This is a genomic window from Bacillus pretiosus (genome assembly GCF_052947655.1).
In genome coordinates, this window is sequence record NZ_CM129593.1 from 3,475,979 (window position 1) to 3,501,133 (window position 25,155).

Below are 25,155 nucleotides of genomic sequence, written 5' to 3' on the forward strand. Positions count from 1 at the left end.
TCCCTTTCTAGTTTTCTACTTTCTCAAATAATAGCGCAAGCCCTATTCCACCACCAATTCCTAACGTCGCAATTCCATATTTCATATGCTCTCTTTTCGCTTGATAAAACAAACGTGTCACAAGCATAGCTCCAGATGCACCGTACGGATGACCGAGCGCAATTGCACCACCATTTACATTTAACTTTTCGAAAGGAATTTGTAACTCCTTTGCACAAGCAACAACCTTTGAAGCAAATGCTTCATTTATTTCAAAATAATCAATGTCCTCTACTTTCATATTCATTTCGTTTAATAATTTGTTCACCGCAAATATCGGACCAGTCCCCGGAAGATTTGGATCCACTCCAACTACAGCACTGCGGACGAAACGAAGAACAGGCTTGTATCCTAGTTTTCGGGCTTGCCCCTCTTCCATTACAAGAACAGCACATGCTCCGTCATTTACACCGCACGAATTACCTGCCGTTACTGTACCATTTTGTAAAAATGCGGGCTTAGTTCTTTTAATCATTCTTTCATAATTCATTTCTCGTTTTATAGCCTCATCTAAAGGTCCATTAAAAGAAAGTATTTCATCTTGTAAATATCCATTTTCTAATGCTTGCAGTGTCCGTTTATAACTAAGGCAAGCATACTCGTCTTGCATTTCTCTCGTTACATTATAACGCTCTGCAACATATTCAGCCGCCACTCCCATATTAGGATCACCAATTGTTTCTGGTGAAAATCGTGCTCTATTTTGAAAAGTTGATGTACTTGTACTCTCTACTCCTCCTGCAATATAACAATTACCTGCGCCGCCTTGAATGAAATGACATGCGGTGCGAATCGCTTCCAATCCGGCACCACATTGCCGATCAATCGTTACACCAGGAATATGATAACCAAGTCCTGCCGCTAAAGCAGATAATCTTGCAACATTCCCTCCCGGCCCCACAATATTCCCTAATATGACATCGGCTATTTCTCTCTCAATCCCTTTACTTAAAAACGTAAGAAGCGGCGTTACTAATTGCTGAACTTCATAATCTTTCAACATCCCATTTTTCTTACCAATAGGTGTCCTTTTCGCTTCTACAATAACCGCTCTATTCATATATCTTCTCCCGGTTTTCAATCATATTTTTTGCTGCAATACGAGCGATTTTCCCACTATCTGTATACGGTATTTCATCTACAAAATGCCATTCTTTCGGTATTTTAAACGAGGATAATCGTTGTAAGCAAAAACTTTTTAATTGTTGCCTCGTAGCACTTCCTTTTACAATGGCGACAGGTTTTTCACCCCAGTAACTATCTTTCACACCAATTACAACTATTTCATCAACAGCTGGGTGTTCATGTAATACACTTTCTATTTCTTCTGGAAAAATATTAATTCCTCCAAATAAAATCATGTTCTTCTCTCTACCCACTATGTATATAAAGCCTTCTTCATCTTCATAACCTACATCTCGCACTGTCATCCAGCCATCCGTAGTCAACTCTGGAACTAAAACCTTATCCAATATGTAGCCCATAAAAAACTGATCACTTTTCACATAAACAGTTCCTATCTCGCCTTTCTGTACTCCTTCTCCTGCTTCGTTACATATTCGAACTTGAACATTGTGACAAGGTTTTCCTACTGAATTTGGCCTTCTATCGCTCTCTTCATCAACAAGTGCTGTTACAAAACTTAGTTCCGATGCACCGTAAAATTCATATTTTTGTGCATAAGGAAATATACTCTTTATTTTTTCTTTCGCTTCAGCTTCCCATTTCGCTCCTGACGAAATAATTTTCATCCCATTTTCTATTACTCTATTTTCTTTATATAAAGATTCTAGCATTGTCGGAACTGTATACATGACCGAAATATTTTCTGTTTCTAACTTTTCCAGTACTTGATCTGGAATAAACTTTCTCATAATATGCACCGTTTGCCCTACATATAATGCACTTATTGCGCCGTATAAAAAAAGAGAATGAACGAGCGTCCCAGCTATTAAAATAGAATCTTCTTTTTTCATATGAAAGTCATGTATATTGCAATCAAAACTATGAACCCACGATTGTTGTGCACGTAAAAATGCTTTTGCCTTCCCAGTCGATCCTGATGTAAATCCCATATAAAACGGAGCATGTTGTACATCTTTTACAGGGGCATATGCAGGCAGAGAGTTCTCTATCATTCTTTTCCACTCATCAATTTCAATTACTCTTCCTTCTTCATCCAGTAAATCCTTTACCTTATATCGCTCTGTCACAATCATAGCCGGATTACTGATCGCAATTCTTTCTTTGAGCTCATCCTGTTTCCACTTTATATCTAACGGCACACAAACCCATCCGGCCATAGCAGCACCAGCAAATAGTTGTAAAAACTCCATACTATTTTCTAATAGAATTGCTATTGTTTTATTCTGCGATTCTTTTTCATTCAACCAGTTTGCTACTTTACATACTGACTCAAACCATTCTTTAAATGTTAATACTCGATCATTTTCCTTTATTGCTATTTTATTTGTTTGTAAAGAGGCATACTTTTTATATTCTTTTGTAATCCCCATTTGAGACGTCCTTTCTTTACAAAATAATAAAAAGAAACACGCAATGAACGTGTTTCTTCTCTTTCTTATCCCGCATTTGTATATTTCCCACTCTTGAGAGCAGGCGTAATAATATGTTTCAATGAACGATGTAATTTCGTTACAAGAATTGCTGCTATAATCGCTTTTATGCAATCACCTGGTAAAAATACGGCACTTACTTTCATCGTCTGCCATATAGAAACATCCATAAAGAAAGCTTGTACAATAATACCAAATACATAAACTACGAAAATACCACCAATTATATTAATACATAATACCTTTATTATAGAAACTTCACGTAAACGCTCAATTAAATAACCAATGACAAACGCTCCAACGATATAACCAAGTAAATATCCTGCACTTGGCCCAACAAATACGCCTGGACCACCGCGTCCACCAGCAAGTAATGGTGCTCCAACTCCAACTATAAGTAAGAAAATAAGCTGACTTAACGCACCAAGACGTGATCCTAACAATCCACCAGCAAGCATAACACCGAGTGATTGTAATGTAATCGGAACTGGTGTAATAGCAAGAGCAATTGGAGGTATTAACCCTAACACTCCCATAATAGAACTAAATAAAGCGACGAAAACTAAGTTTTTTGTATTCATATTTGCTTCTCCTATTTGTAAACTTAAAATGATTTTCAGATAACATATTATAGGAGTTATATTATCTTTCTATTTAGTCTTTGTCAACTTGTTTTAAATATAGGTTTACAAATATTTTTTCAATTATTTCTCTTTATGCAAATGCTCAAGTTCTTTACGAAGCGCCTGTTTTAAAAACTTCCCAACAGATGTTTTCGGTATTTCTTCCATAAATACAATATCATCTGGTAACCACCACTTCGCAAACTGTGGTTTTAAAAACTCATATATTTCTTCTTTTGTTACTGTACTATTTTTCTTTTGAACGACGCAGGCAATTGGTCGCTCTTGCCACTGCGGATGAGGAACGGCAACGACAGCTGCTTCAAATATAGCATCATGTGCCATTAATGCATTTTCAAGGTCAACTGAAGAAATCCACTCACCTCCGCTTTTAATAACATCTTTCGTACGGTCAACAATTTTCACGCAGCCTTCCTCGTCAACCGTAACGACATCTCCTGTATATAACCAACCATCACGAAAACCTTCGACAGTACGTTCATCGTTATAATAACTTTCAGCGATCCATGGTGCTCGTAAACATAGTTCTCCCATTTCCGTACCATCCCACTTCACTTCACTATTTGTACCGACTACTTTCATCTCTACACCAGGGACAAGATACCCTTGTTTTGAGCGGATTTCTAATTGCTCTTCATATGATAATTCTGTTTCATAACTTTTTAAACGTGCAAGTGTTACGAGTGGGCTTGTTTCAGTCATACCATATGCATGTACGAAAGGAACATTATATTTTTGCTCAAATGCTTTAATAACGCTTTTCGGTGCAGCAGCACCACCGCATAATATTCTCGTTACACTAGATAAATCGTAACTATTATTTTCTAACTCTTGTAATACACCGAGCCAAATTGTCGGCACACCTGCTGCTATCGTTACTTTTTCAGCTTGAATCATCTCTAATAAAATTTTTGGAGTAAACATTGGTCCTGGCAGTACTTGTTTAGTTCCAAACCAAGTAGCTGCAAAAGGAAGCCCCCAAGCGTTCACATGGAACATCGGTACAATTGCCATCGCCGCATCACTTTCCGATAAAGCAGCTGTATCCGCTAAACCGAGTGCCATACAATGCAATACAGTACTACGATGCGTATATACAACACCTTTTGGGTTTCCTGTAGTCGCTGACGTATAACACATACCAGCAGGTGTATTTTCATCAATATCTTTTACAAATTGGAAAGTTGGATCGCCTTCTTCTAATAGCTTTTCATAATGATATACAGGTTCTAGCGTAGTATTGGGAAGTTCATCTTTATCAGTCATAATAATGTAGGCTTGTACAGTTGATAATTGTGATTGAATATTTTCAACAAGTGGTACGAGATCTTCATCTATAAGTAGAATTCGATCTTCTGCGTGCTGAATAATGTATGAAATATGTTGAGGAGATAAACGAATATTAATTGTGTGTAAAACGGAAGCAATACCAGGAATAGCAAAATACGCTTCCACATGTCGATGATGATTCCACGCTAACGTTCCTATACGCTCGCCTTCTTTAATCCCAAGCTTTTGTAACGCACTAGAAAGCCTTCTCGTCCTTTCACCTAACTGCTTATACGTTAACGTCGTAACTGTATCATGTGTCCGTGAAACAATTTCTTTCTTTGAAAACAGTTTTTCTGCTCTTTCCATCATAGAACTAATTGTTAACGGTACATTCATCATCATATTGGTTATATCCCCCTTTAAAGCGTTTTCATTTCGTTCATTATAACAGACTTCTACAAGTGATTACGACATTTTTCCGTATTTTCTGAATTATTTCTTTGGAAATAATTCAGAACGATAAAAAACATGTTTTGAATACATTGATTCGAAACATGTTTTTTATTTTTTATAAACTATCTACCTTTTTTCTTACTTTCTTTTTCATTTTAAAAATAATACGATTGCTATATTCTTTATTCTCTACTAAAATTCGATATATCTCCCACACTCCTACAACACGAACAAAAAGATAGACTCCAATCGCAATAAGTACAACACAGTACGGATAATATCATTGTTATTTTTATGAGTATTTCATATTAGTACTATCTACTTGGTTATGTTTATTTTTATTAATGACATATCAGCGATAATTTATGTCTAGTTTGTATAGGTGTTAGCAAGTTCGTTTGCAAACTTGTTAGCACTTTTTTATTTCTTCTATTGCCCTTGTCCTATAAATAGGTACACCCCTTTTATTTGTTTTTCTGTCCTTTCAGATTTCTTATTATATCAAGGTTTTTAGTGATACGCTTTTTCAGTTGTTTTCTATTCTGTTCTAAAAAGCGGGGCAAAGGTGGGGCGTTACTAAGAAAAAGAGGGGCAAAAATGAATAAGGTTAAATTCCCTTATTTCAATGGGATTGTAAATAACTTAATGGACAAGTTCTACTTTGATAAAGAGTTTATGGGAGCATAAAAAACTCCAAAACGCTAAGAAACCAATAAGGGGAATTTTTCAAAAAGCATACGGAGCGGGATTCTCTCCAACCGTAATACATGTTTCCATATTGTTAAAACGCTCAAAACCCCTCTTAAGGATGAAATATTCGTATATCTTATTTACGTAATTTATGTTATATTTCCCATATATTAATTACAATTATTTCAAAAAGGAGTATACATAATGAAAGCAAAGAAACTACTAACGTTAGCTTTACCTGTTATGTTATTAGCAGGTTGTACGCTAGAAACATACGGACTTACTCAATCAGAGTATAGACAGGTGGATAAAGAGTTTAAAGCAGATGAAATGGTAGAACACATGAAGCAAATGCACTATAGTGATGAAGAAATTGAAAGACAACTAAGAGGTGCATTAGCAAATATAAATTCTGAAAAAGAAGAGAGTAAAGATGAAGTAGAAATAGAAGTATCTGAGTCAGAAGTAAGTGAGTCAAACGATGATAACATCGAAGGTTTTCTTTCAGACTCATACTTTACAGACCTTACTGATGGAGTTATTGAGTTATCTCCAAACGGTAAAGAGTTAGTAGGTTACTGGGGTATTTATAGTTATAACAGATTTTCTTTAGGTTTAGACATGAAGAAAGACGGTTCATACACTATATATGAAAGTAGAGACACAAAAGACCATAAGAAAAACTATATAAAAGGAAAATGGACATACGATTCAGACACTAAAAAGCTTAATCTTGCAATTGATAAATATGTGCAAGATGGTAAGGAAGAGGATAAAGACACTCTTAACTCTAGTATAGAGTACACTATACAGTCATTTAAAAATGACGTTTTTCAAATGGAGGATGTAAAAGAAAACATATTAAAAGCTAAGAAAGTGAAGTAGTTAATGTAGCTACTGGTGAGAAGTTTAGAGTGGATCGTAAGGACTTTAAACAATATAAAAAAGACTTTAAAGCCAAAGAAAAAGAAGTTAAGAAGATATCTGATCTATAATCAGATGTAAAGGACGGTACATATCGAATGAAAAAGAACTCTAACTTTATGAAGGTCACTCGTTCAATCTTCAACGCATTTCGTTTATTAAGCAAAATCATTAATCCTATATTAAAAGCATTATCTAAAAGTAAATTTTAATTACATAGAAATAAAAAAGCCGTCAAAAGACGGCTCTTATTTTTGTTCATAAAACTATTCTTTTGTAAGAAAACATTTAACATATACATAGTCTTTATTTACAATTAAGCAGATTTTATATTACATAATATTATTATACTAATCTAAAGTTTCTGTATTTACTTTTTTTCTTTTTATCTCATAATTTTAATTGGGGAAAGGGAGGAAAGAAATGGTTCAAATCAAAGTAACACCTGAAATGCTAGAAGAAGTTGCTAATCGTGCAAATAATACCAGAATCGCATTAGAATCTATACATAATAATTTATGTAATGAAATTGATCATTTGTGTTTTCAATGGATTGGTGCCTCTAATCAACAGTTCATTCGAATGTTCAATGATGCGCGACCAAAAGCTTTTACATCTATCAATTCACTTGTACAAGTAGAAGAAGATTTGAAACGAATCGCTGAAAAATTCCGTAACACAGATAATCAAGATGTTACAATAGAAGAAGGTGCAATGTGTGGTAAACCTTCTTCTGAAGAGAATGGCTTTGATGGTAAAAAATTAGCTAGAGATATTGCTGGTGAAATAAGTGGTGAATATGATGTTCGTCGTGTTTGGGATGGTATTGATCCATCTACTGGCGAAAAACTTTCGTGGTGGGAACGTACTGGGGCAGGTGTCATGGCTGTAGCTGGCCTTACACCAGTCGGAAAACTCGCTAAAGTTGGTAAAGGTGTTAAGATGACAGCTAAGGCTGTTGAAAGCGCTGAGGCCGCTAAAGCTGCTAAGGCCACTGAAAATTATAAAGCTCACCTGGAGAGACAAGACAAATTATTAACTCGTAACGGTGCATATCGAAAGGCAAGACGGGACGCTGGAATTCCTAACTCCACTCCACACCAAAAACCTATTCATGTGTTTGATGGAACAAGTGAAAATAGATTGGTAGAGGAATATACTAATTTTAAGGGCCAAAAAAGATTTATCATTGAGCACCGGGAAGATAAAATGGGTAGGGGTCCTCATTTCCACCTTGCAACTGATAAAAAAGGAAATCCACTAGAAAAAGGAAGATATGATCAACTTAAAGGACATTATCCTGAAAATCTCGAGGGATACAACAAGTCAGGTAAAAAATAAGTGATTAAAGGAGTTAAAAATTTTGAGTACTCTAGATAAAAATCGCATGGAGATTCTTAAAAGGAACAATCGAAGAAAAGGACTTATAAATGAACTTTCTAATCTTGTTACTATTTCTAAAGAATCATTTATGGACGCAGAATCAAATGATTTATTTTGTAAAGAATTATTTAGTAAGTTAGAAAAGGTTTCGGACAAAAAAATATTTGGTGATTCAAATTATGAACAAAATATCACTCTATCAATAGAACTGTTGAAGGAAACCGTTAAAAATATTGATTTCCCGGTTAACCAAGGAAGATTATTTTTCTTTACGGAATATGACCTTGAGGCAATTAAACTGAATATCAACGAAGTGTTTGATAACCTAGAAAATTTATCAATCGAATCAGGATTTCTAAATGGAAATGGCGACTTTGTATTAGTTGGTGACGATTTAGAATTCGGATTATGTGTTGAAAGAACAGAGTATCATTATGAATTTAGTATGTGGGGAATAACAACAGTTTAAAATACGAAAGTAAATAAGGCCGGCTCCTTTAATAGGGACCGGCTTTTCATATTACTTTACATATACATAAGCTTCATTTGTTGTTACATAGTATGTTTTCCCTTTGCTATTATGTACTTTATATTGTGATGAACCATTGACACTTACTTTCGCATCAATCGTAAATCCTAAACCTGCATCTACAGACCCAACAACATCTTTATCCTGCCAAGATGGAGCATCATAGAAACGTAGATTGTTAACTTTAGATACAACGCGTTTTCCTACAATAGAAGAATCTACTGTACTTTTCTTATTAAACTTCACATAAGACGGATCGTTCTTAATCCATTGTTCTCCACCAAGATTTAACCAACCATCCTTTTCAGCCCATACAACATAAGATTCCGGTTTATTTAGTTGACGCATCTTAGAATAGCTTGTATCTGGTCCTTTACGTAAATTAACGTTGTAGCCTTCAATATAAGCAATACCGTCTGTTACAGCTGTTGGAACCTCCGCTGGTTTAGATGGCTTCTCAGGAACAGAAACTTCAACACTAGAATTATTGTATGCTCGTTGTACATCCGTTCTAAATTGAGCTTCTGAAATGCCATGAGACTTTAAGTAATCAAGTGGATCTTCATGATCTGTTCCACCAAGGTATTTCGTTACATCGTAGTGAGTCCATAATCCTTTTTCTACTGATAATCCACGGTCACGTAAGATTTTAGCTAGTAACTTAACGTATTTGTCATAGCTGCGTTTGAATTTTGTATAGTCCGCTGTTTCGCATAACTCTACATGTACAAAACGTTTATTAGCAGCAGGACCGCCACCATAAGCAATGTATTTTGTATCAGCAATTTGGATTGTTTCGTCCCAATCGACTGCATAATGAACAAACGCTGAACGCCATAATTTTTTCTAAAGCGCTAAACTGTACATCTCGAATGTTTGTTTTATACTTACGTTGCGATGATGTTTCAAAATTACTTGCCACTACAGGAGAATAAGAAGTGCCTGAACCAGATTTAACCTGTAATTTACCCGCATATCCAGATGCTGTTCCATTTCTAAGCGTTAATGTTTGGAACCGTAAGTCCGTTTCTCCATTACTGTCCACCACATCGAGCATATTTTTATCTTTTAAACTGAAAACAATAGCGGTCCGACTGTCTATCGATACGTTTTTATTTCCACCTTTTAATCCGATGCCATCAGTAGCTTCTACCCAATACGATCCACCATTTGCGTAATGATTTATACCTTTACCTGAGTTAACACTTACAGTCCTATTCATGCCCCCCTTTAGAATCAAATCACCTGATCTTCTAAACATAACTGAGCTTACAAAATAAGGGTCTCCGTTAGAATCTTTCCCGTTAATTATTCCTAAGAATCCTTGCGTTGGTTGTTTACTTAAGACAACAGAACCGTCTTGGAAATTAGAATCCCCCTCCCAATACAGCTGTTGATTGGATTTGACCTGTGCTGTCGTTATAGTATCCAAGGTAAACTCTGCTTATATTTGACTCCATTAAACGGATAAATTGCTTTTGAATATGGACATAATTAACACCATTATCTGTTCGTATTGTAGTCCCCTTAAGCTCCTGCGCTTCTAAATACTTTGCTATAGTTGTTCCATCTAACTCTATTCTACCCGCATTAATTTTCACTGCTTCCGCTGTTTGATTGATAGATGAAATGATGTCGCCTTTTTTAACGGTACTAAGAATATTTCTCTCAGTAATTTGGATACGTCCTTCTAAATCCCTTACATAGGAATCCTTAGCAAATTGTCCATCCGCTTGTATCTTCGTATATACTTCCGTCTTTTTTGCTGCTAAATCAATGCCTTTCTCATTAACACTAAAACGGTTATCGATTTGAGTCATTTTCTGATTGTATTGCTCAGTTGCTACTCTATTAGCGATATCACCCATTAACTGATCATAGTCAGTTACGTCTTTAGGATGTAACCAAAATTCTGTAGCTACTTTACCGCGTTGTAACATAGGCATAGTGGCACGTAAACGACCGTTTTTTTCAACATAATAACGCCATCTCATGGACTCTTCATTCGCTTGAACTTTAGCTACTAAAGTCACTCTATTCCAATCGCCTTGTTTTGCCCAAGTTATTTCTACACGTTGTGTTCTTACGCGAATTTGACTAGCGTTAAAGAACTCAACTTCCAACCAAGCTTTGCTATCAAGTGAAGCTATGTTATCGGTAGCGAAATAACCACTTGCCACTAAATCCTCAACATTTGTAACTTTGATAAATCCTGACATAACGCCTTGCCATTTAGATTCTGTATTTCCTGAATAGTCACTCCAAAAAGTAGGATAACCCCTGTAAATAGAATTAGTTTGAAGTACAGTTCCTGCCGCTAATCCCCAAAAATTCATTTTCTTAGGATCAAGACCAGCGTTTCTAATCTCGTTAATAGATCCAAGACCGCCAACATAATCCTCAACATCTTTCTTTTTCATTGTTAGATTCAGTGCCTCAGAATGTTGCTCTAACGTTGTAGTAGCTTGAGTTAATGTTTTCCCTTGCTGCGTTTGTGTCTCTTGTAATCTAGAAACATTTTGAGTGATTCCATTTGCTGTCTTCTCTACCTCGGTAACACGTTTATCAAACTTATGGTTGCGATTGTGTTATATAGCCGTTTTCTATACGATTTAGCTAGTTTTCTTCTATGATTATGGCGTTAATAAAATACCCTCTCCCAATAACCAATTATAACAATTAAAGGTAATTACTGTAACAAAAAACCAAAAACTCCCTTATTCATTTAAAGGAGTTTTCGATATGAAGTATTCCAATAAGGGTTAATTTGTCTTCCCCATATTGATTCACAATTTCTTCTATACATTTTTGTATGTCGTGCAACGATTAATAAGCATCCCACACAGTATATGTTGTCATCTCTTTATATAAAGACATACTCATATATATATGTAAAATATTACTCCTCTAACTTCCCTAATAAAAACACTTCTCCATAATCATAACGGCTTCTGCTTAAACTTTTCATAATGTCGTACTTTTAATAAAAGGATATTCCCACAATCTGTACAAATATAAGCATCTACTGGTGAAGATGTGAACATCGTCTCCTTTTTCCGTATTTGTGCATAACCGACAAACTCCCCTTCTCCTATGTTATGAGAACCACAATTAGAGCATGTCTGCACGTCTTCCTGTTTCATGAGAGCACCACCTTTAATCTGTTTCCACTCCCTTCGACAGTTTACTTCCATTTCCCTTCCAAAAAACCTCTTATTCTCTTACATTTCAACAGGAATCTCCGAACGAACATCGTATATGTACTATGAAATATATTTATTGACGGAGGAATATTATGAGTACAATTATGACACTCAATGCAGCTCAAGAAATTGAAAACGCAGAAATACATATGCTCTCTTCTAGACTACAAGCAATACAAGCGTTAGCTGAAAATCCAATGCAAATACAAATGAAAAAGTTCGGGAATGCCACTGCCTTTTCATCAAAAATAATTTTTGGTCCTGCTTTTAACACAGTAAAAGGCGTTACCTTTACAAATACAGATGAGATAGATGAAATCATCTCTTATTATCAATCGCTACAAATCCCTTGTCGTTTTGAAATTACACCCGCTCAAGGTACAGCTGAATTATTTCAATACTTGTCTCAAAAAGGATTTTACCAATCCAGCTTCCATACCGCTTTATATAGTATACCGAGAGAAGATCCATCCCTACTTACTTCTAACATTTCAGTACGCCAACTAAAAGAAAATGAATTTCATATTTTTGCAGACATATATGTACGTGGATTTAACATGCCACCCTTTACAAAAGATGGCGTACGCCAAAATAACGAAATTCTCTACAATAAACCTGGCTGGCATTTTTTCATAGCCGAAGTTCAAAATACTCCTGCAGGCATTGGTGTCCTGTATATAAATAATGGGATTGCTTCATTAGCTGCTTCTGCTACTTTGCCAGAATTTCAGCGTAAAGGCTGTCATACTGCCTTAATTCAAAAACGAATAGAAAAAGCCCTAGCGAAAAACTGTCATTTAATAGTCGGACAAGCAAGGTTCGGTACCGGAAGTCAAAATAATATGGAACGTGCCCATATGAAAATTGCTTATACAAAATCAATATGGACTGCAAAAGACATGTAATTTACATGCTTTCTCTTCTCATTACAATTTTATACATTTCATGACAATTCCTTTTCTATCCTATTAATCATTTGAATATTCAAACTAGATTTGTTACGCTATTACTAGATACATCATTCAACTTGCAACATGAAAAGAGAATTCTAATCAAACTACAAGGAGGAGAAATGTATGACTAAGAATGATCATGGTTTAAAGGAAAAAGTAGAAGGTGCCATTGATAAAGTAAAAGGTGAAGTAAAAGAAGTTGTCGGGGAAGTAACTGACAATAAGAAATTACAAGCTGAAGGAAAATGGGATAAAGTGAAAGGCACTGCTAAAGATACGGTTGGTAATGTAAAAGAGAAAGTACATGAATATAAAGAGCATAAAGAGAATAAATAAAAAAGAACTAGGATATATGGTTGTGCAAGTAGGGAGTTACTAGATCCTAGAAAAAAGAATTTGTATTTTATATTTACCCATAAAATCATTTTAAAGACAAATAGATGCCTCAAGGCATCTATTTGTCTTTAAATAACTATTTTACTTCTACTGTATAATTACCTAATAGCTCAGGCTTTCTCTTACTAACATAGTGCATTTGCTAGAGTAAAAGATTACTTTGTGAAATTTGGTTTTAGGTCACCTGTATACGGTTCATGCTCAACAAAGATTTTTATATCTTTTCCATTCGCATCTTTCCCGATTCTTGTATACGTAAATTTCTCTTTATTTAGCTCAGTCAGTTCAAGGACCGCACCATATTTATTATTTCCTAACGAAACGTGAGCCCTTATTTTATTACCATGTACAACATCAAAGAAACCATAGTCTCCACGACTTTCTCCTGTATTCGCATTGAAAAACTCGTATTTATTTGTATTTTTATCGTATTTTGCTAGACTGATTAAGTTTGAGTTGTATTTTGTTACATCATTACCCTGTTCGTCTAATACCACCGTTCCATTCCATAGTGTACTAGATAAAATTTCATCTCCATCAACGTCTGTAACTATTTTCCCCGTCGAGCTTTCCAACTTTTTATCAGGTCGCGTGAAAGAAAGTTCTTTTCCATGGTAAGGAACATGTTCAACAAACACTTCTACATCGTTCCCTTTTGCATCTTTTCCCATTCTTTTATATGTAAATTTCTCCTTGTCTAATTGCGTTAATTCAACAACTGCTTGATAATTTTGCGTTTCAGAAATTAACACCCTTTTCTTTCCATCATTCGTTATAAAAAAGGTACCGCTATCATTACGACTCTCTCCTGTACTTGCATTAAAAAATTCATACCTTGCAGTTTTAGCATCATATTTTGCAAGCCCGATGAAATTTTGATTTTCTTTCGTTACATCATTATGATCTTTGTCATAGACTTTTGTCCCTTTCCAGTTTGTTTCACCAAGTATGCTAGCTAGTAGTTGCCCTTTCGTTTGTTGAATTTGCTCGGTTTCTTGTATTGCATTGTATAAAAATTGTGCGTACTGTTCACGCGTCACATCCATACTTGGAGCAAATTTCCCTCCTCCTACTCCTTTTGCAATATTATTTGTTTGAACAGCACTAATTGCATTTCTTGCCCATGAGTTCGTTGCAACGTCATTAAAAGTATGATCACTCTTTGCCTTTAAATGAAAAGCATTTGTAAGAACCTGTGCCATTTCTGCGCGTGTTAAGGATGCCTTCGGTCTAAAGTTTCCATGCTCATCCCCCTTAAAAACACCCATTTCTGTTAAAGATAAAATTTCCTTTATATAGCTTGTTGAATCTTCACTTACGTCACCGTATGGGTTTTGATAATTTTTGTTTTCTTCCATATTAAAATAACGATACATTAAAGCTGCAACTTGTTCACGTGTTACGTTATCTCCAAAACCAAATCTTCCATCATCATAGCCAAAAATGATTTTCTCACCTGCTAATTGCTGAATCGCCTCATATGCCCAGTGCCCCTTTGGAACATCTTTGAATACACCAGTATGATTCGTGTTTGGTGTAACCTCTTCTGCTTTCACCTCTCCACTCGTTTCACTTAATAAACTTCCACCTAAAACTGTTGATATGATACATGTTTTTAAAATTGTTTTATTCATAGCTTCCCAATCCCTTCCTTCATTTAACAAAGAATTACACCACTTATCTTCCAAAAGAAGATTCTATGTGAGCAATTCATGTTTTAAATTTTGATTACAGCTAATTGGATACAAAGGGTTACACATCCAAATTTCTTCTTTGTAGTATCCATAGCTGCTATATATAGGAATTATAAATAGCAACTATAAATTGCCTATAAATAAATTATTAAAAAAAGATAAAATTAAGATAATATATTTTTAATCTCAATCTAAAAAACGTTATTCTTTCTCATCTAGCTTGTTAAGAAAGAATAACGTTTTTAGTTCTAGGGTTCTTTTTGACAAAAGAAATGAAACTTTATTTTATATGCCCAAAAACAACTTCACGGCCTTTTCCAAACAGAACATCGGAAAAAGCCGTGGCATAATACTTATTTTATAATTGACGGAATACGGCCAAAATGGCTCTTTTTACTTCCCTTCATTCTTCTCTAACACATACAAATCTTCTTCAATATTAGATAGTTTCTCTGTTACAAGCTTTCTAGCATCTCCAATTGCTTGATTGTATGCAAACGGTCCTACTAATTTAATCATTTCTTCTATTAATCGCTCTGCTTGGAAACGTCCAATTTCATCTAAATCTTCTTCAACGAAAAATTGCTGAATTTGTGCCACAAGCTCTTCTTTTTTATCATTAGGTATTTTTATATTCATCATCATTTGTTACTCCTCTATATTTAAGTTAGTCCGTTTCTTAACTCTACCATAGAAAAATGCTTTCCAGGACAACTTTTTGTAACGCCTTCTAGCTCCCTATGACCAAGTATATTTTCTTTCTTTATAGCAAACTGCTTCATAAACATTTTACATAAAGAATATAATGCATTCATTTGTGCGGTAGTTGGATCATATTTATCAAAATTACCCGTCATACATATTCCAATTGTATCCCTATTATTATCTTTCGCATGTGCTCCAATATGTAAACCTCGCCCTTCGACTACAGTTCCATCTTCTTCAATAAAATAATTGTAACCGATCCCGCTCCACCCTCTTACTTTTTGATGAAATTCATGTGTTTTATACACATCCCATCCATCTTCGGATGTATGGTGGATAATCAGTTTATTAACTTTCTCTAAAGGAACTAATTCATCTTGAAATGTTAAATTAACACATTTAATTTCCATTTGAACATCCTCCCCTTAAAAATCAATGATCATAATTGTTTTATCATCTGGTCTTATTCTCTTTTCCCCTTCTAGCTCTTCAATGATTGCTACATATTCACTTATACTATTCTTTCTTATATATGCAACAGTTTGTTCAAGTGGCCAATCTGGGTGGAATAATCCGTCTGAACAAATAAAAATCCCACTCACTTCATCTATATGTAGTTCACCATGTTGTAAATAATGTATCGCTTCTTTCATTCCATTTGCAACAGAATACCCGTCCTGCATATTTGCAAGATAACGATTATATTTTAACTGTTCTCGCACATCTTGAAAAACATGTTCTTCTGGTACAGTTAACCCTTTATTACGGTCTTCTTCCCTCTTTTTTTTTGCTCGTTTACTAATTCCTTCAACCGTGTCTTGCGTTAATACTTGCATCGTTCCATTTTGAAGTATTGCGACAATCATACAGTCCCCTAACTGTGCGTATTCAATTTTCTCACCATCTATTTGAACTGCCGCAATACATGTACACCACAAATGCTCTTTCTTTCTCGTATCTACTTCATACTCTAACATTTTGCTTTGCAATGCTTCATTTGCTTTTGCAACGGCAACTTGCAAACTATGATTTTCACGTAATGAAGCAAAATAACTTGCAAATAAATGCGAAGCGATGTATGCTCCATTATGTCCCTTTTCATCACGAAACGGGACGAGCGGTGTTGCACCATCACATACACCATACATCTTTTTTTCTTCATTACAAAAATAAGAATCCTCACATTCTTGCTTCAACGGGCTTTTCTGTTGATACGTTTTTATCCTCATATCTGTATCCCCTTTCAAATGAGAAAATACTCGAATTCTTTTGATTAATCTAATTTTCCGAAATAAACTGTTTTTACCCAAAACTTTCAATATCATATATAATCTTGAAATAATATGAATTTTTTAGTGAAGGACGGGAAAGAAATGGTCAGATTTCTTGGTGTTATTATCGGTTCTATTATTATTGCGATTGCATTTAATCTTTTCCTTATCCCCCACAAAATTTTAAGTAGTGGAATTGGCGGAATTGCTATTATTTTAGGGATTGTAACTCCTGTAAACACGGGTATTATTAACTTTGTATTAAACTTACCTATCCTTATTTTAGGTTACATAGGTCTTGGAAAAAAAGTGATTTTTAACACTGTTATCTCTGTTATTGTATTATCTGTTGCATTATACTACGTTCCAGTAAAAGTCGTAGCAACAGACCCACTTTTATCATCTATCTTTGGTGGTGTCATTGCCGGAGCTGGTATCGGCCTTGTTTTTAACTGTAATGGATCAACTGGTGGATTTGATATTATCGGTATGCTATTGTCTCGAAAAAGAGACATTAAACTTGGTGGATTCCTTATTATTTTAAATGCAGTCGTTGTAATAATTGCAGGATTCTTCTTCACTTGGGATGTTGCTCTTACAAGCTTACTTTCAATTTATGTAACTGGTAAAGTGATCGATGCTATTCATACGAAACATCGAAAGGTTACACTTATGATTGTAACAAATGAAGCAGAAAAAATGAAAAAACAACTCCTTTCAACTGTTGTACGTGGAATTACATTACTTGATGGCGAAGGTGCTTATTCCAGCGAAAAAAAACGTGTACTTATGACCGTCGTTTCTCGTGAAGAATTAGCAAGTATGAAATTAACAATTTCCGAAATTGACCCTCATGCATTCGTTAACATTACCGAAACGGTTGAAGTATTAGGATTGTTTAGAAAAGGTTAAAAAACTAGGTGGATTTCCACCTAGTTTTTATTTTCCATAAATTCAATTCGATTTCCGAACGGATCTGACACATAAAATCTAATTACATCTGGCCGTGCATGATCATCTATTACTTCAATGCCTTGCTTTATTAACTCTTGTTTAAATTCATCAATTTTTAAAACATAAAAAGCTGGATGCGCCTTTTTAGCTGGATTGAAGTTTTTCTCAACTCCGATATGAATCTCTTGATTTCCACACTTAAACCAGCTCCCACCACGCTTCTTTAATTCCTCCGGCTTCGGTATTTCCTCCATACCTATTTTATTACCGTAAAACTCTCTTGCTTCTTCTTCACATCCTACAGGCGCAGCTACTTGCACATGATCGATACCTTGAATATAATTTCTCATTTTCTCTCCCCCCTCTTCTACCCTAATGTTATAAAGAAAACCTACTTTTGTAACTTACAAAAGAGTTATAAAACAATATAAGCTCCCCTTATTACCACCTTGTACTCACTTTGCAAAAAATAAAGAAAACAAAATTTATTATATAACTTCCATTTTTTATAGAAATACACATTACATCTATATTATAGTTATGAATAGACAAATCTTTTTAGATGCTATTTGTACGGAGGAACTATTATGAGTCGTAAAAAATATTCATCAACTCAAAGAAAACGTCATCCGAACATTTCTAGACGTTTGCGAAACCATATACAAAATCGTTCATTAACAGAAATGTACGCATCTCTGTTCGAACACAATCCTGATAGTATTATTTCATTAAATTTAGAGGGAGTTATACTACATATAAATCCTTCTGCCGAAAAAATATTAGGTTACACTTCTTTAGAATTAGAACAGAAAAATATTACCTCTATTTTAGAAGCTCGTATTTCTGAGCAAGTATTACAAAATATAAAGAATACTGGAGCGGATAATCAACAAGAGTATATCTTATCAATTTATCATAAAAATGGATTCTTATTAGACGTCGTGACAAAACTAGTTCCTATTTTTGTCCAAAATCGTCTAACTGGCGTATATGCCATTATGAAGCCTCTTGAAAAATCAGAAAGAATTGAGAATATGCTAAAAGAAAGTGAGAAGAGGTTACGTACATTAGTGAACTCCATGCCTGCGTTTGTTATATTTAAGGATCATGAGGGGCGCTGGCTTGAGGCAAATGACTACGCACTTTCTTGTTTCAATTTCCATCATGTACCTTACCACGGGAAAAAAGATAGTGAACTCATTCAATATAACGAAGCGTACCGAGAGGCTTTTTTACATTGTGAAGAAGTCGACGAACTAGCATGGCAACAAAGACAAATTCTTCATGGCGAGGAATTTATTATTCATAGAGATGATTTCGATCTAATCTTAAGTATATCGAAAGTTCCACTTTATCATTCTGACGGCTCCCGTAAAGGTCTTATCGTAATGGGAAGAGATGTTACCGAGCTAAAAGAAACGGAAAAGTTATTACGAAAATCAGAAAAGCTCGCAGTAGTCGGACAACTGACAGCTGGAATTGCACATGAAATTCGAAATCCACTCACTTCTCTAAAAGGTTTTCTAACATTGCTACTCCCTGAAATAAATGAGGAGCAGAAATGGTATATCGATGTTATGTTAAGTGAGATTTCACAGATGGAATCTATCACGAGCCAATTTATGGCGATGTCTAAACCACAAGTATTATCTATCCAAACTTGTAACATACAAGCTTTAATTGAAGAGGTAGTTACATTTATTTTACCAACTGCTATTATGCATAGTGTTCATATCATTATGGATCATTTTGATTACAAACATGATATTCAATGTGATGGTAACCAATTAAAACAAGTTTTTATAAATATATTAAAAAATGCGATAGAAGCAATGCCAAATGGCGGAAATATTTACATCCAAACAAAGCCATTAGAGGATACTTTCATCTTAATACGTATTATCGATGAAGGTTGCGGTATCCCAGAAGATCGTATCTCTCGTTTAGGTGAACCATTTTATAGTTTAAAAGAAAAGGGAACAGGACTAGGATTAATGATGTGTTACAAAATAATTGAAGAACATCATGGTAAATTACACATTTCAAGCGAATTAAATAAAGGTACGATCGTTGATATTCAGCTACCACTTTCTTCGTCTCATCTTGCAATTCAGCCGTAAATAAAAAAAGAAGCATCTACTAGTTGTTAGCAGATGCTTCTTTTTTAAAATGCTTTGTCATACCATTCTTTTGCTTTTTCTACTTCACTCATTGTTAATTGATGCCCTCTATTTTCCCAATGCATTGTTACATTAGCGTTTGCATTTTCTAATAGTACCTTTAATTCCTCTGACTCTCCTGATGAACAAATCGGGTCATTTGTCCCAGCAGCGATAAACACGGATTTCCCTGCTAAATTAGGCAATTGTGTTCCTCTTCTAGGCACCATTGGGTGATGAAGCACAGCACCTTTTAATGCATTTTCGTAATGGAATAATAAGCTTGCAGCAATGTTTGCTCCATTTGAATAACCGATAGCTACAATGTTATTTCTATCAAATTCATATGTTTTTGCAGCTTCATCTAAAAATTCATTTAATTCCTTCGTACGGAAAATTAAATCCTCTTCATCAAAAATGCCTTCTGCCAATCGGCGGAAGAAACGTGGCATGCCATTTTCTAATACATTCCCCCTAACACTTAATACAGATGCTTCCCGATCAATTATTTCTGCAAGTGGTAATAAATCTAATTCATTACCTCCTGTACCATGAAGTAATAACAACACTGGTTTTGACGTATCTTTTCCTTTTTGAAAAATATGTTTCATCATAATCCTTTTCCCCTTTCAATCACTTTTCGTCTAAATTTCTCACTTCAAATGGTAAAAGTGTTTGTTCAATTTGTTTTCTATGTGGTTCATATTGCTCCGGTAACTTTAATTCCTCACCCATCGTCTCTAACGATTCGTCATGAGCGAAACCAGGAGGGTCTGTTGCAATTTCGAATAAGATTTCCCCGTGTTCTCTAAAATAAATTGCGTTAAAATAATTTCGATCTTGTACAGGAGTTACGTGATATCCAAAACGAGACACATGCTCTTTCCAGTCTAGTTGATCATCATCGTTAGTCGCTCTCCAAGCAATATGGTGGACTGTACCAACACCCATTTGGCCACGCCCGATTGTCGATAGCCTCAAGTCAATAATATTCCCAATATCAGCAGAAGAACGGAATCGAACGAATTCACCTTCTTCTCCAATTTTCTCAAGACCCATAACATGCTCTAACAATTCAGCTGTTTTTTGAGGTTGTGCAGATAAAAGAACAGCACCGCCAAATCCTTTAATTGCTACTTCTGGCGTAACTTCTCCAAAAGTCCAATTATTTAATTCGCCTTCTTCTCTTTCTACTAATTCTATATGCAAACCATGTGGATCATCAAATTCTAAATACTGCTCTCCAAATCGAGTCATTTTTGTATACGAAATATCAAATTTTTCTAATCTATTTTCCCAAAACTCCATTGCGCCCTTTGGTACGACATAAGACGTAATGCCTACTTGACCGTCACCAATAATTCCTTGACGAGCACCTGCCCATGGGAAAAACGTAATAATTGTTCCAGGCTTTCCTCCTTCATTACCAAAATAAAGATGGTACGTGCCTGGATCATCAAAATTCACTGTTTGTTTCACTAAACGTAAACCTAACACACCAGCATAAAAATCTACATTTTCTTGTGGGTGTCCTACGATTGCTGTAATGTGATGAATTCCCATCGTTTTCTTTTCCATTTTCTCCGCCCCTTTTTATTTCATTTTAAAAACTTGTATACATTAAAATTCATTATTCATTTTGTCCATACTGCAAAGTAAAATCCATCGTTATGATTTTATCTTTAATTCGAGATATAAGCTGTGAAATTACGCATTATCTTCTATATCACTGAATTCATCTCGAATTCGAGATAATCCCCAAAAAATATTTACTCCATCTGAAATCTTTATTCGGAAATAAATTATCTCGAACTTAATATTTATTATAAGTTACTTACTTTTGGTTGTCAACAAGGTGCTTATTTTCATTTTAAATCAAAAGAGAGTAAATGCTAGTTATCATTTACTCTCTTCGCTAATTATTTCGTTTCCTCTTCCAACACTGCTTCCATCTCATTAAATTCACGATGAATTGCTTTCACTGGTTCTTTCGTTAATAAACTTACAACAATAACAGCTAATAAGCTACAGAAGAATCCAGGTACCATTTCATACATAGTGGCTTTTAAACTTGGAATTTGTACCCAAGTAATAACAACTACTGCACCTACAATCATCCCAGCAAGAACGCCCCATTTGTTCGTTCTCTTCCAATATAAACTTAATAAAATAGCGGGTCCGAATGCTGAACCAAATCCTGCCCAAGCATAACCGACAAGTGTTAAAATTGTATCACTTGGATGATATGCTAAAACAACTGCAATCATAGCTACTACTAATACTGACAGTCTACCGATAAATACAAGTTCTTTATCACTAGCGTCCCGACGGAAAAATGTTTTATAGAAATCTTCCGTTACTGCACTTGAAATAACAAGTAATTGCGAGGAAATACTACTCATAATCGAAGCCAAAATAGCTGATAGTAAAAACCCAGTAATGTACGGATGGAATAAAATATTTGAGAATGTTACAAAGACCATTTCCGGGTCTTGTAATGTCTCATTATTTTTAGCGTAATAAGCAATACCAATTAGACCAGTAAGCATTGCACCTATAATTGAAATCGTCATCCAACCGATACCGATTCTACGAGAAGTTTTTAAATCTTTAATAGAGGTAATTGCCATAAAGCGAACAATAATATGCGGTTGCCCAAAATACCCAAGACCCCATGCTAAAAATGAAATAATACCAAGAATTGTAGTCCCTTTAAACATATCTAAACGCGATGCATCAACTTGCTTAATTGTATTGAATGTTTCTGTTACACCGCCCACATCTGTAAAAGCAACAATTGGTACTAATACAAGCGCAATAAACATAATACATCCTTGCACAAAGTCGGTCCAACTTACTGCTAAAAAGCCACCGAATAGTGTATAAGCAACTACGACACCGACAGTTACAAATAAACCAATTTTGTAATCAAGGTTGAAAGAGTTTTCAAACAAACGCCCACCTGATACTAAACCAGCCGACGCATAAAATGTGAAAAATACTAAAATGACGATAGCGGAGACAAAACGAAGTATTTTCGTACGATCTTTAAATCGATTCTCTAAAAAGTCTGGAATCGTAATTGAATCATTTGCCACTTCTGTATACGTTCGCAAACGCGGGGCAAGAATTAAATAGTTTGCATAAGCACCTATTAATAACCCTATCGCAATCCATACACTAGATAATCCTGTTGCGTACATCGCACCAGGTAATCCCATTAGCATCCAACCACTCATGTCAGAAGCACCCGCTGATAAAGCTGTAACTGCTGGACCGAGTCCCCTTCCTCCTAACATATAATCTGATAAATCGGATGTCTTCTTATAAGACCAATAACCGATATACAACATACCTGCCATATAAATAGCAAGCGAAACCATAATCTCAATCTTCACCAAATCTCTCCCTTAGTTACATAAGCCATTCAAAATTTCGAAAAATGACTTTTTCTATTTTCTTGTTTTCGCTTATGGTTCCCTACCTTAACAAACATTTTTTGTTCTTTCAAGTGAACAAGCCCTTTTCACTACATGTGAAAACCTTTATAAACGCCTTTATCCCAGTGGATTACCCCGGTTTTAAAATAAATTAAAGTAAAAATATTCAGAAAATATAATACCGTTTTTCACACCTTATTTTCATTCACTTATCAGACAAATTTTAAAAGAAAAAAGCCATACGAATATATGACTTTTAATCTATTAAACATAGCTTATCTTCTATTTACTAGTAGGAAACAATTCTGAAAGAGGAACTATCCGCCCTACCTCATCTTTAAACACAATATGCTCTCTCGTTAAATGACGCGGGCTCTTTACTCCCGCTGCGGCCGCAAGTGAGAACAAACTATATCTCATGCTAACAACATAATTCATTACTCGCCATTTCTTCTCATACGGATCTAGCGCTTTTTGATAGTGCGGATTCGTCGTGGCAACTCCAGATGGACATTGTCCGGAATTACATTGAAGTGCCATTATGCAGCCACTCGCCATCATAAATCCGCGTGCTGAATTTACAGCATCTGCACCAATAGCTAAAGCAATTGCCACTTTATCTGGTGTAATTAATTTCCCCGAGGCAAACACTTTGAATTTGTCCCGAACATCATAATGATTCGCTGTATCAATACATGTCAGTAACGCTGGAATAAGCGGCATCCCCATACTATCTGCCATCGATTTATACGTTGCTCCTGATCCACCTTCTGAACCATCAATTGTAATGAAATCTGGATAGATGCTTAACTCTTTCATCCTTTTGAATAAATCTTCCAACGGCTCCTGCTGTCCAATTACAATCTTCATCCCGACTGGTTTACCGCCGTTTTCTTGCAAACGTTGAATAAAATAAAGTGTATCTGCTGCATTCTTTAAAAGTGGAAATCGATTCGGTGAATTAATCGTTTCTCCTTTTCGCACATTCCGAACAGAAGCAATTTTCTCATTTACTTTTTGTCCCTCTAGATGACCACCACGTATTTTCGCACCTTGCCCAAATTTCAATTCAAATGCTTTAATATTGCTTTCTTTTGCTTTCTCCATAAATTTCTCCATTGAAAAATTACCACCCTCATCACGGTACCCAAATAAACCCGGACCAATTTGCGCAACGATATTCGCACCTGTATGTAAATGTTCTGGAATAACGCCACCTTCGCCAGTATTAATCCACGATCCGCCAGCCATCTTCGCACCAAATCCGCTCGCTAAAATATAATTTTCGCCAATCGCACCGTAAGAAGTCGCAGATGCCCCAAACATGCCATGTAGTTTCCACGGATATTTGCGGTTTTCACCGACGATAATTGCATCGTCTTCTTCATATAACCAAAGATTCGTTGTATCCGCTGTCAATTTTTCTCTTCGTGAAAATAACCCTTCTTTATGAATCACATACTTTTTCCCTTCACGTTCTTGCGTTACATTCACACTTAATTCATCTGTTAATATCGGAAATAATGTATTAGCAATATAATATCCAGATGCATCAAAATCTCGTTTTGATCCAAAACCGAGTATTTCTGAACGGTATTTCGCTAGAAACATTACACTTTGAAAATCATAACGTGAAAAGGGCTTTCCATCCGTATCATGATCAAACCAATATTGCCTAAATTCCGGTCCTATCTTTTCAAGTAAATAACGCATCCTTCCTAAGTATGGATGCAGCTTTAATATAGAATGATGCGTCCGTTTTTTAATAAAAAATGTAATAATAAAAAAAATGATTAATAGTAACATCAATAAGAGCAATATACTAATAATAACGAGTAGCGTTTCACTCATCCCGCTTCCTCCTATGAAA

The 25,155-nt window shown here is 35.2% G+C and carries 23 protein-coding genes and 2 pseudogenes; 7 read left to right on the forward strand and 18 right to left on the reverse strand.

Annotated features, from left to right (window positions below; genetic code table 11):
- Window positions 1-7 precede the first annotated feature (7 nt).
- The 5 genes and pseudogenes from ACU8YW_RS17760 to ACU8YW_RS17780 form a co-directional block, all read right to left on the reverse strand.
- Window positions 8-1,099 (reverse strand): acetyl-CoA C-acyltransferase, encoded by a 1,092-nt coding sequence (locus ACU8YW_RS17760; protein ID WP_097908056.1) that lies wholly within the window; start codon window positions 1,097-1,099, stop codon window positions 8-10.
- The gene (locus tag ACU8YW_RS17765) at window positions 1,092-2,555 is read right to left on the reverse strand and encodes an acyl-CoA synthetase (protein WP_097908055.1); all 1,464 of its coding nucleotides are present in this window, start codon (window positions 2,553-2,555) and stop codon (window positions 1,092-1,094) included. Before ACU8YW_RS17765 ends, ACU8YW_RS17760 begins: the two co-directional genes overlap by 8 nt.
- Window positions 2,556-2,620: 65 nt before the next feature.
- Entirely contained in the window at window positions 2,621-3,196 is a 576-nt protein-coding gene (locus ACU8YW_RS17770) for a biotin transporter BioY (RefSeq protein ID WP_001093321.1), read from the reverse strand.
- A 123-nt stretch (window positions 3,197-3,319) separates the two neighbouring features.
- Window positions 3,320-4,933, reverse strand: a complete 1,614-nt coding sequence (locus ACU8YW_RS17775) for a long-chain fatty acid--CoA ligase (RefSeq protein WP_097908054.1) — start codon at window positions 4,931-4,933, stop codon at window positions 3,320-3,322.
- Window positions 4,934-5,099: 166 nt separating this feature from the next.
- Window positions 5,100-5,264 (reverse strand): annotated as a pseudogene (locus tag ACU8YW_RS17780) (helix-turn-helix domain-containing protein); the annotation flags it as partial.
- A gap of 614 nt (window positions 5,265-5,878) precedes the next feature.
- Between ACU8YW_RS17780 and ACU8YW_RS17785 the strand changes: the two are divergent.
- The 3 genes from ACU8YW_RS17785 (at window position 5,879) to ACU8YW_RS17795 (ending at window position 8,450) form a co-directional block, all read left to right on the forward strand.
- Complete coding sequence (locus ACU8YW_RS17785; protein ID WP_426934058.1) at window positions 5,879-6,559, forward strand: DUF3994 domain-containing protein; 681 nt, start codon at window positions 5,879-5,881, stop codon at window positions 6,557-6,559.
- 462 nt (window positions 6,560-7,021) lie between these two features.
- Window positions 7,022-7,939, forward strand: a complete 918-nt coding sequence (locus tag ACU8YW_RS17790; protein WP_106383427.1) for a WXG100 family type VII secretion target — start codon at window positions 7,022-7,024, stop codon at window positions 7,937-7,939.
- A 22-nt stretch (window positions 7,940-7,961) separates the two neighbouring features.
- Window positions 7,962-8,450 carry a YxiF family protein gene (locus ACU8YW_RS17795; RefSeq protein ID WP_137035228.1) on the forward strand — a complete coding sequence of 163 codons (489 nt, stop codon included), beginning with the start codon at window positions 7,962-7,964 and terminating at the stop codon, window positions 8,448-8,450.
- 51 nt (window positions 8,451-8,501) lie between these two features.
- Here ACU8YW_RS17795 and ACU8YW_RS17800 read toward each other — a convergent pair.
- The 4 genes and pseudogenes from ACU8YW_RS17800 to ACU8YW_RS17815 form a co-directional block, all read right to left on the reverse strand.
- Window positions 8,502-9,353, reverse strand: a pseudogene (locus ACU8YW_RS17800) (N-acetylmuramoyl-L-alanine amidase); the annotation flags it as partial.
- Window positions 9,289-9,942, reverse strand: coding sequence for a hypothetical protein (locus tag ACU8YW_RS17805; RefSeq protein ID WP_446893987.1), 654 nt, complete (start codon window positions 9,940-9,942; stop codon window positions 9,289-9,291). The gene ACU8YW_RS17805 and the pseudogene ACU8YW_RS17800, both read right to left, overlap by 65 nt.
- Window positions 9,878-10,930 carry a hypothetical protein gene (locus ACU8YW_RS17810; protein WP_446893988.1) on the reverse strand — a complete coding sequence of 351 codons (1,053 nt, stop codon included), beginning with the start codon at window positions 10,928-10,930 and terminating at the stop codon, window positions 9,878-9,880. The genes ACU8YW_RS17805 and ACU8YW_RS17810 overlap by 65 nt, the downstream gene beginning before the upstream one ends.
- Before the next feature lie 519 nt (window positions 10,931-11,449).
- A complete protein-coding gene (locus tag ACU8YW_RS17815) occupies window positions 11,450-11,653 on the reverse strand; it encodes a hypothetical protein (protein WP_048544090.1) in 204 nt (67 codons plus the stop codon).
- A gap of 152 nt (window positions 11,654-11,805) precedes the next feature.
- Between ACU8YW_RS17815 and ACU8YW_RS17820 the strand changes: the two genes are divergently transcribed.
- On the forward strand, window positions 11,806-12,618 hold the full coding sequence (locus ACU8YW_RS17820; RefSeq protein WP_426934060.1) for a GNAT family N-acetyltransferase: 813 nt from the start codon (window positions 11,806-11,808) through the stop codon (window positions 12,616-12,618).
- 171 nt (window positions 12,619-12,789) lie between these two features.
- Window positions 12,790-13,002 (forward strand): CsbD family protein, encoded by a 213-nt coding sequence (locus ACU8YW_RS17825; RefSeq protein WP_426934061.1) that lies wholly within the window; start codon window positions 12,790-12,792, stop codon window positions 13,000-13,002.
- A gap of 215 nt (window positions 13,003-13,217) precedes the next feature.
- On the opposite strand, the gene ACU8YW_RS17830 is transcribed toward ACU8YW_RS17825, so the two are convergent.
- From ACU8YW_RS17830 to ACU8YW_RS17845, 4 genes are all read right to left on the reverse strand, one after another.
- The gene (locus ACU8YW_RS17830) at window positions 13,218-14,696 is read right to left on the reverse strand and encodes a DUF4822 domain-containing protein (protein ID WP_426934062.1); all 1,479 of its coding nucleotides are present in this window, start codon (window positions 14,694-14,696) and stop codon (window positions 13,218-13,220) included.
- A gap of 453 nt (window positions 14,697-15,149) precedes the next feature.
- Window positions 15,150-15,401, reverse strand: coding sequence for a DUF2164 domain-containing protein (locus ACU8YW_RS17835; protein ID WP_001994665.1), 252 nt, complete (start codon window positions 15,399-15,401; stop codon window positions 15,150-15,152).
- A 17-nt stretch (window positions 15,402-15,418) separates the two neighbouring features.
- Window positions 15,419-15,871, reverse strand: coding sequence for a peptidoglycan recognition protein family protein (locus ACU8YW_RS17840; protein WP_098857919.1), 453 nt, complete (start codon window positions 15,869-15,871; stop codon window positions 15,419-15,421).
- Window positions 15,872-15,886: 15 nt separating this feature from the next.
- Window positions 15,887-16,690, reverse strand: coding sequence for a protein phosphatase 2C domain-containing protein (locus ACU8YW_RS17845; protein WP_088064202.1), 804 nt, complete (start codon window positions 16,688-16,690; stop codon window positions 15,887-15,889).
- A gap of 144 nt (window positions 16,691-16,834) precedes the next feature.
- Here ACU8YW_RS17845 and ACU8YW_RS17850 point away from each other — a divergent pair, with 144 nt between their 5' ends.
- A complete protein-coding gene (locus ACU8YW_RS17850; RefSeq protein WP_000251342.1) occupies window positions 16,835-17,644 on the forward strand; it encodes a YitT family protein in 810 nt (269 codons plus the stop codon).
- Between the two features lie 20 nt (window positions 17,645-17,664).
- Here the strand turns inward: ACU8YW_RS17850 and ACU8YW_RS17855 are convergent, their stop codons facing one another.
- Window positions 17,665-18,036 (reverse strand): VOC family protein, encoded by a 372-nt coding sequence (locus ACU8YW_RS17855; protein ID WP_426934063.1) that lies wholly within the window; start codon window positions 18,034-18,036, stop codon window positions 17,665-17,667.
- Between the two features lie 237 nt (window positions 18,037-18,273).
- On the opposite strand from ACU8YW_RS17855, the gene ACU8YW_RS17860 reads away from it, so the two are divergent.
- Entirely contained in the window at window positions 18,274-19,806 is a 1,533-nt protein-coding gene (locus ACU8YW_RS17860; RefSeq protein ID WP_262719980.1) for a BA3702 family sensor histidine kinase, read from the forward strand.
- 44 nt (window positions 19,807-19,850) lie between these two features.
- On the opposite strand, the gene ACU8YW_RS17865 is transcribed toward ACU8YW_RS17860, so the two are convergent.
- The 4 genes from ACU8YW_RS17865 to ACU8YW_RS17880 form a co-directional block, all read right to left on the reverse strand.
- On the reverse strand, window positions 19,851-20,459 hold the full coding sequence (locus ACU8YW_RS17865; protein ID WP_088064204.1) for an alpha/beta hydrolase: 609 nt from the start codon (window positions 20,457-20,459) through the stop codon (window positions 19,851-19,853).
- Window positions 20,460-20,478: 19 nt separating this feature from the next.
- On the reverse strand, window positions 20,479-21,423 hold the full coding sequence (locus ACU8YW_RS17870; RefSeq protein WP_098857923.1) for a ring-cleaving dioxygenase: 945 nt from the start codon (window positions 21,421-21,423) through the stop codon (window positions 20,479-20,481).
- A gap of 341 nt (window positions 21,424-21,764) precedes the next feature.
- A complete protein-coding gene (putP, locus tag ACU8YW_RS17875) occupies window positions 21,765-23,243 on the reverse strand; it encodes a sodium/proline symporter PutP (RefSeq protein WP_048544125.1) in 1,479 nt (492 codons plus the stop codon).
- Between the two features lie 324 nt (window positions 23,244-23,567).
- Window positions 23,568-25,136 (reverse strand): glutamate synthase-related protein, encoded by a 1,569-nt coding sequence (locus ACU8YW_RS17880; protein WP_426934064.1) that lies wholly within the window; start codon window positions 25,134-25,136, stop codon window positions 23,568-23,570.
- Window positions 25,137-25,155 lie beyond the last annotated feature (19 nt).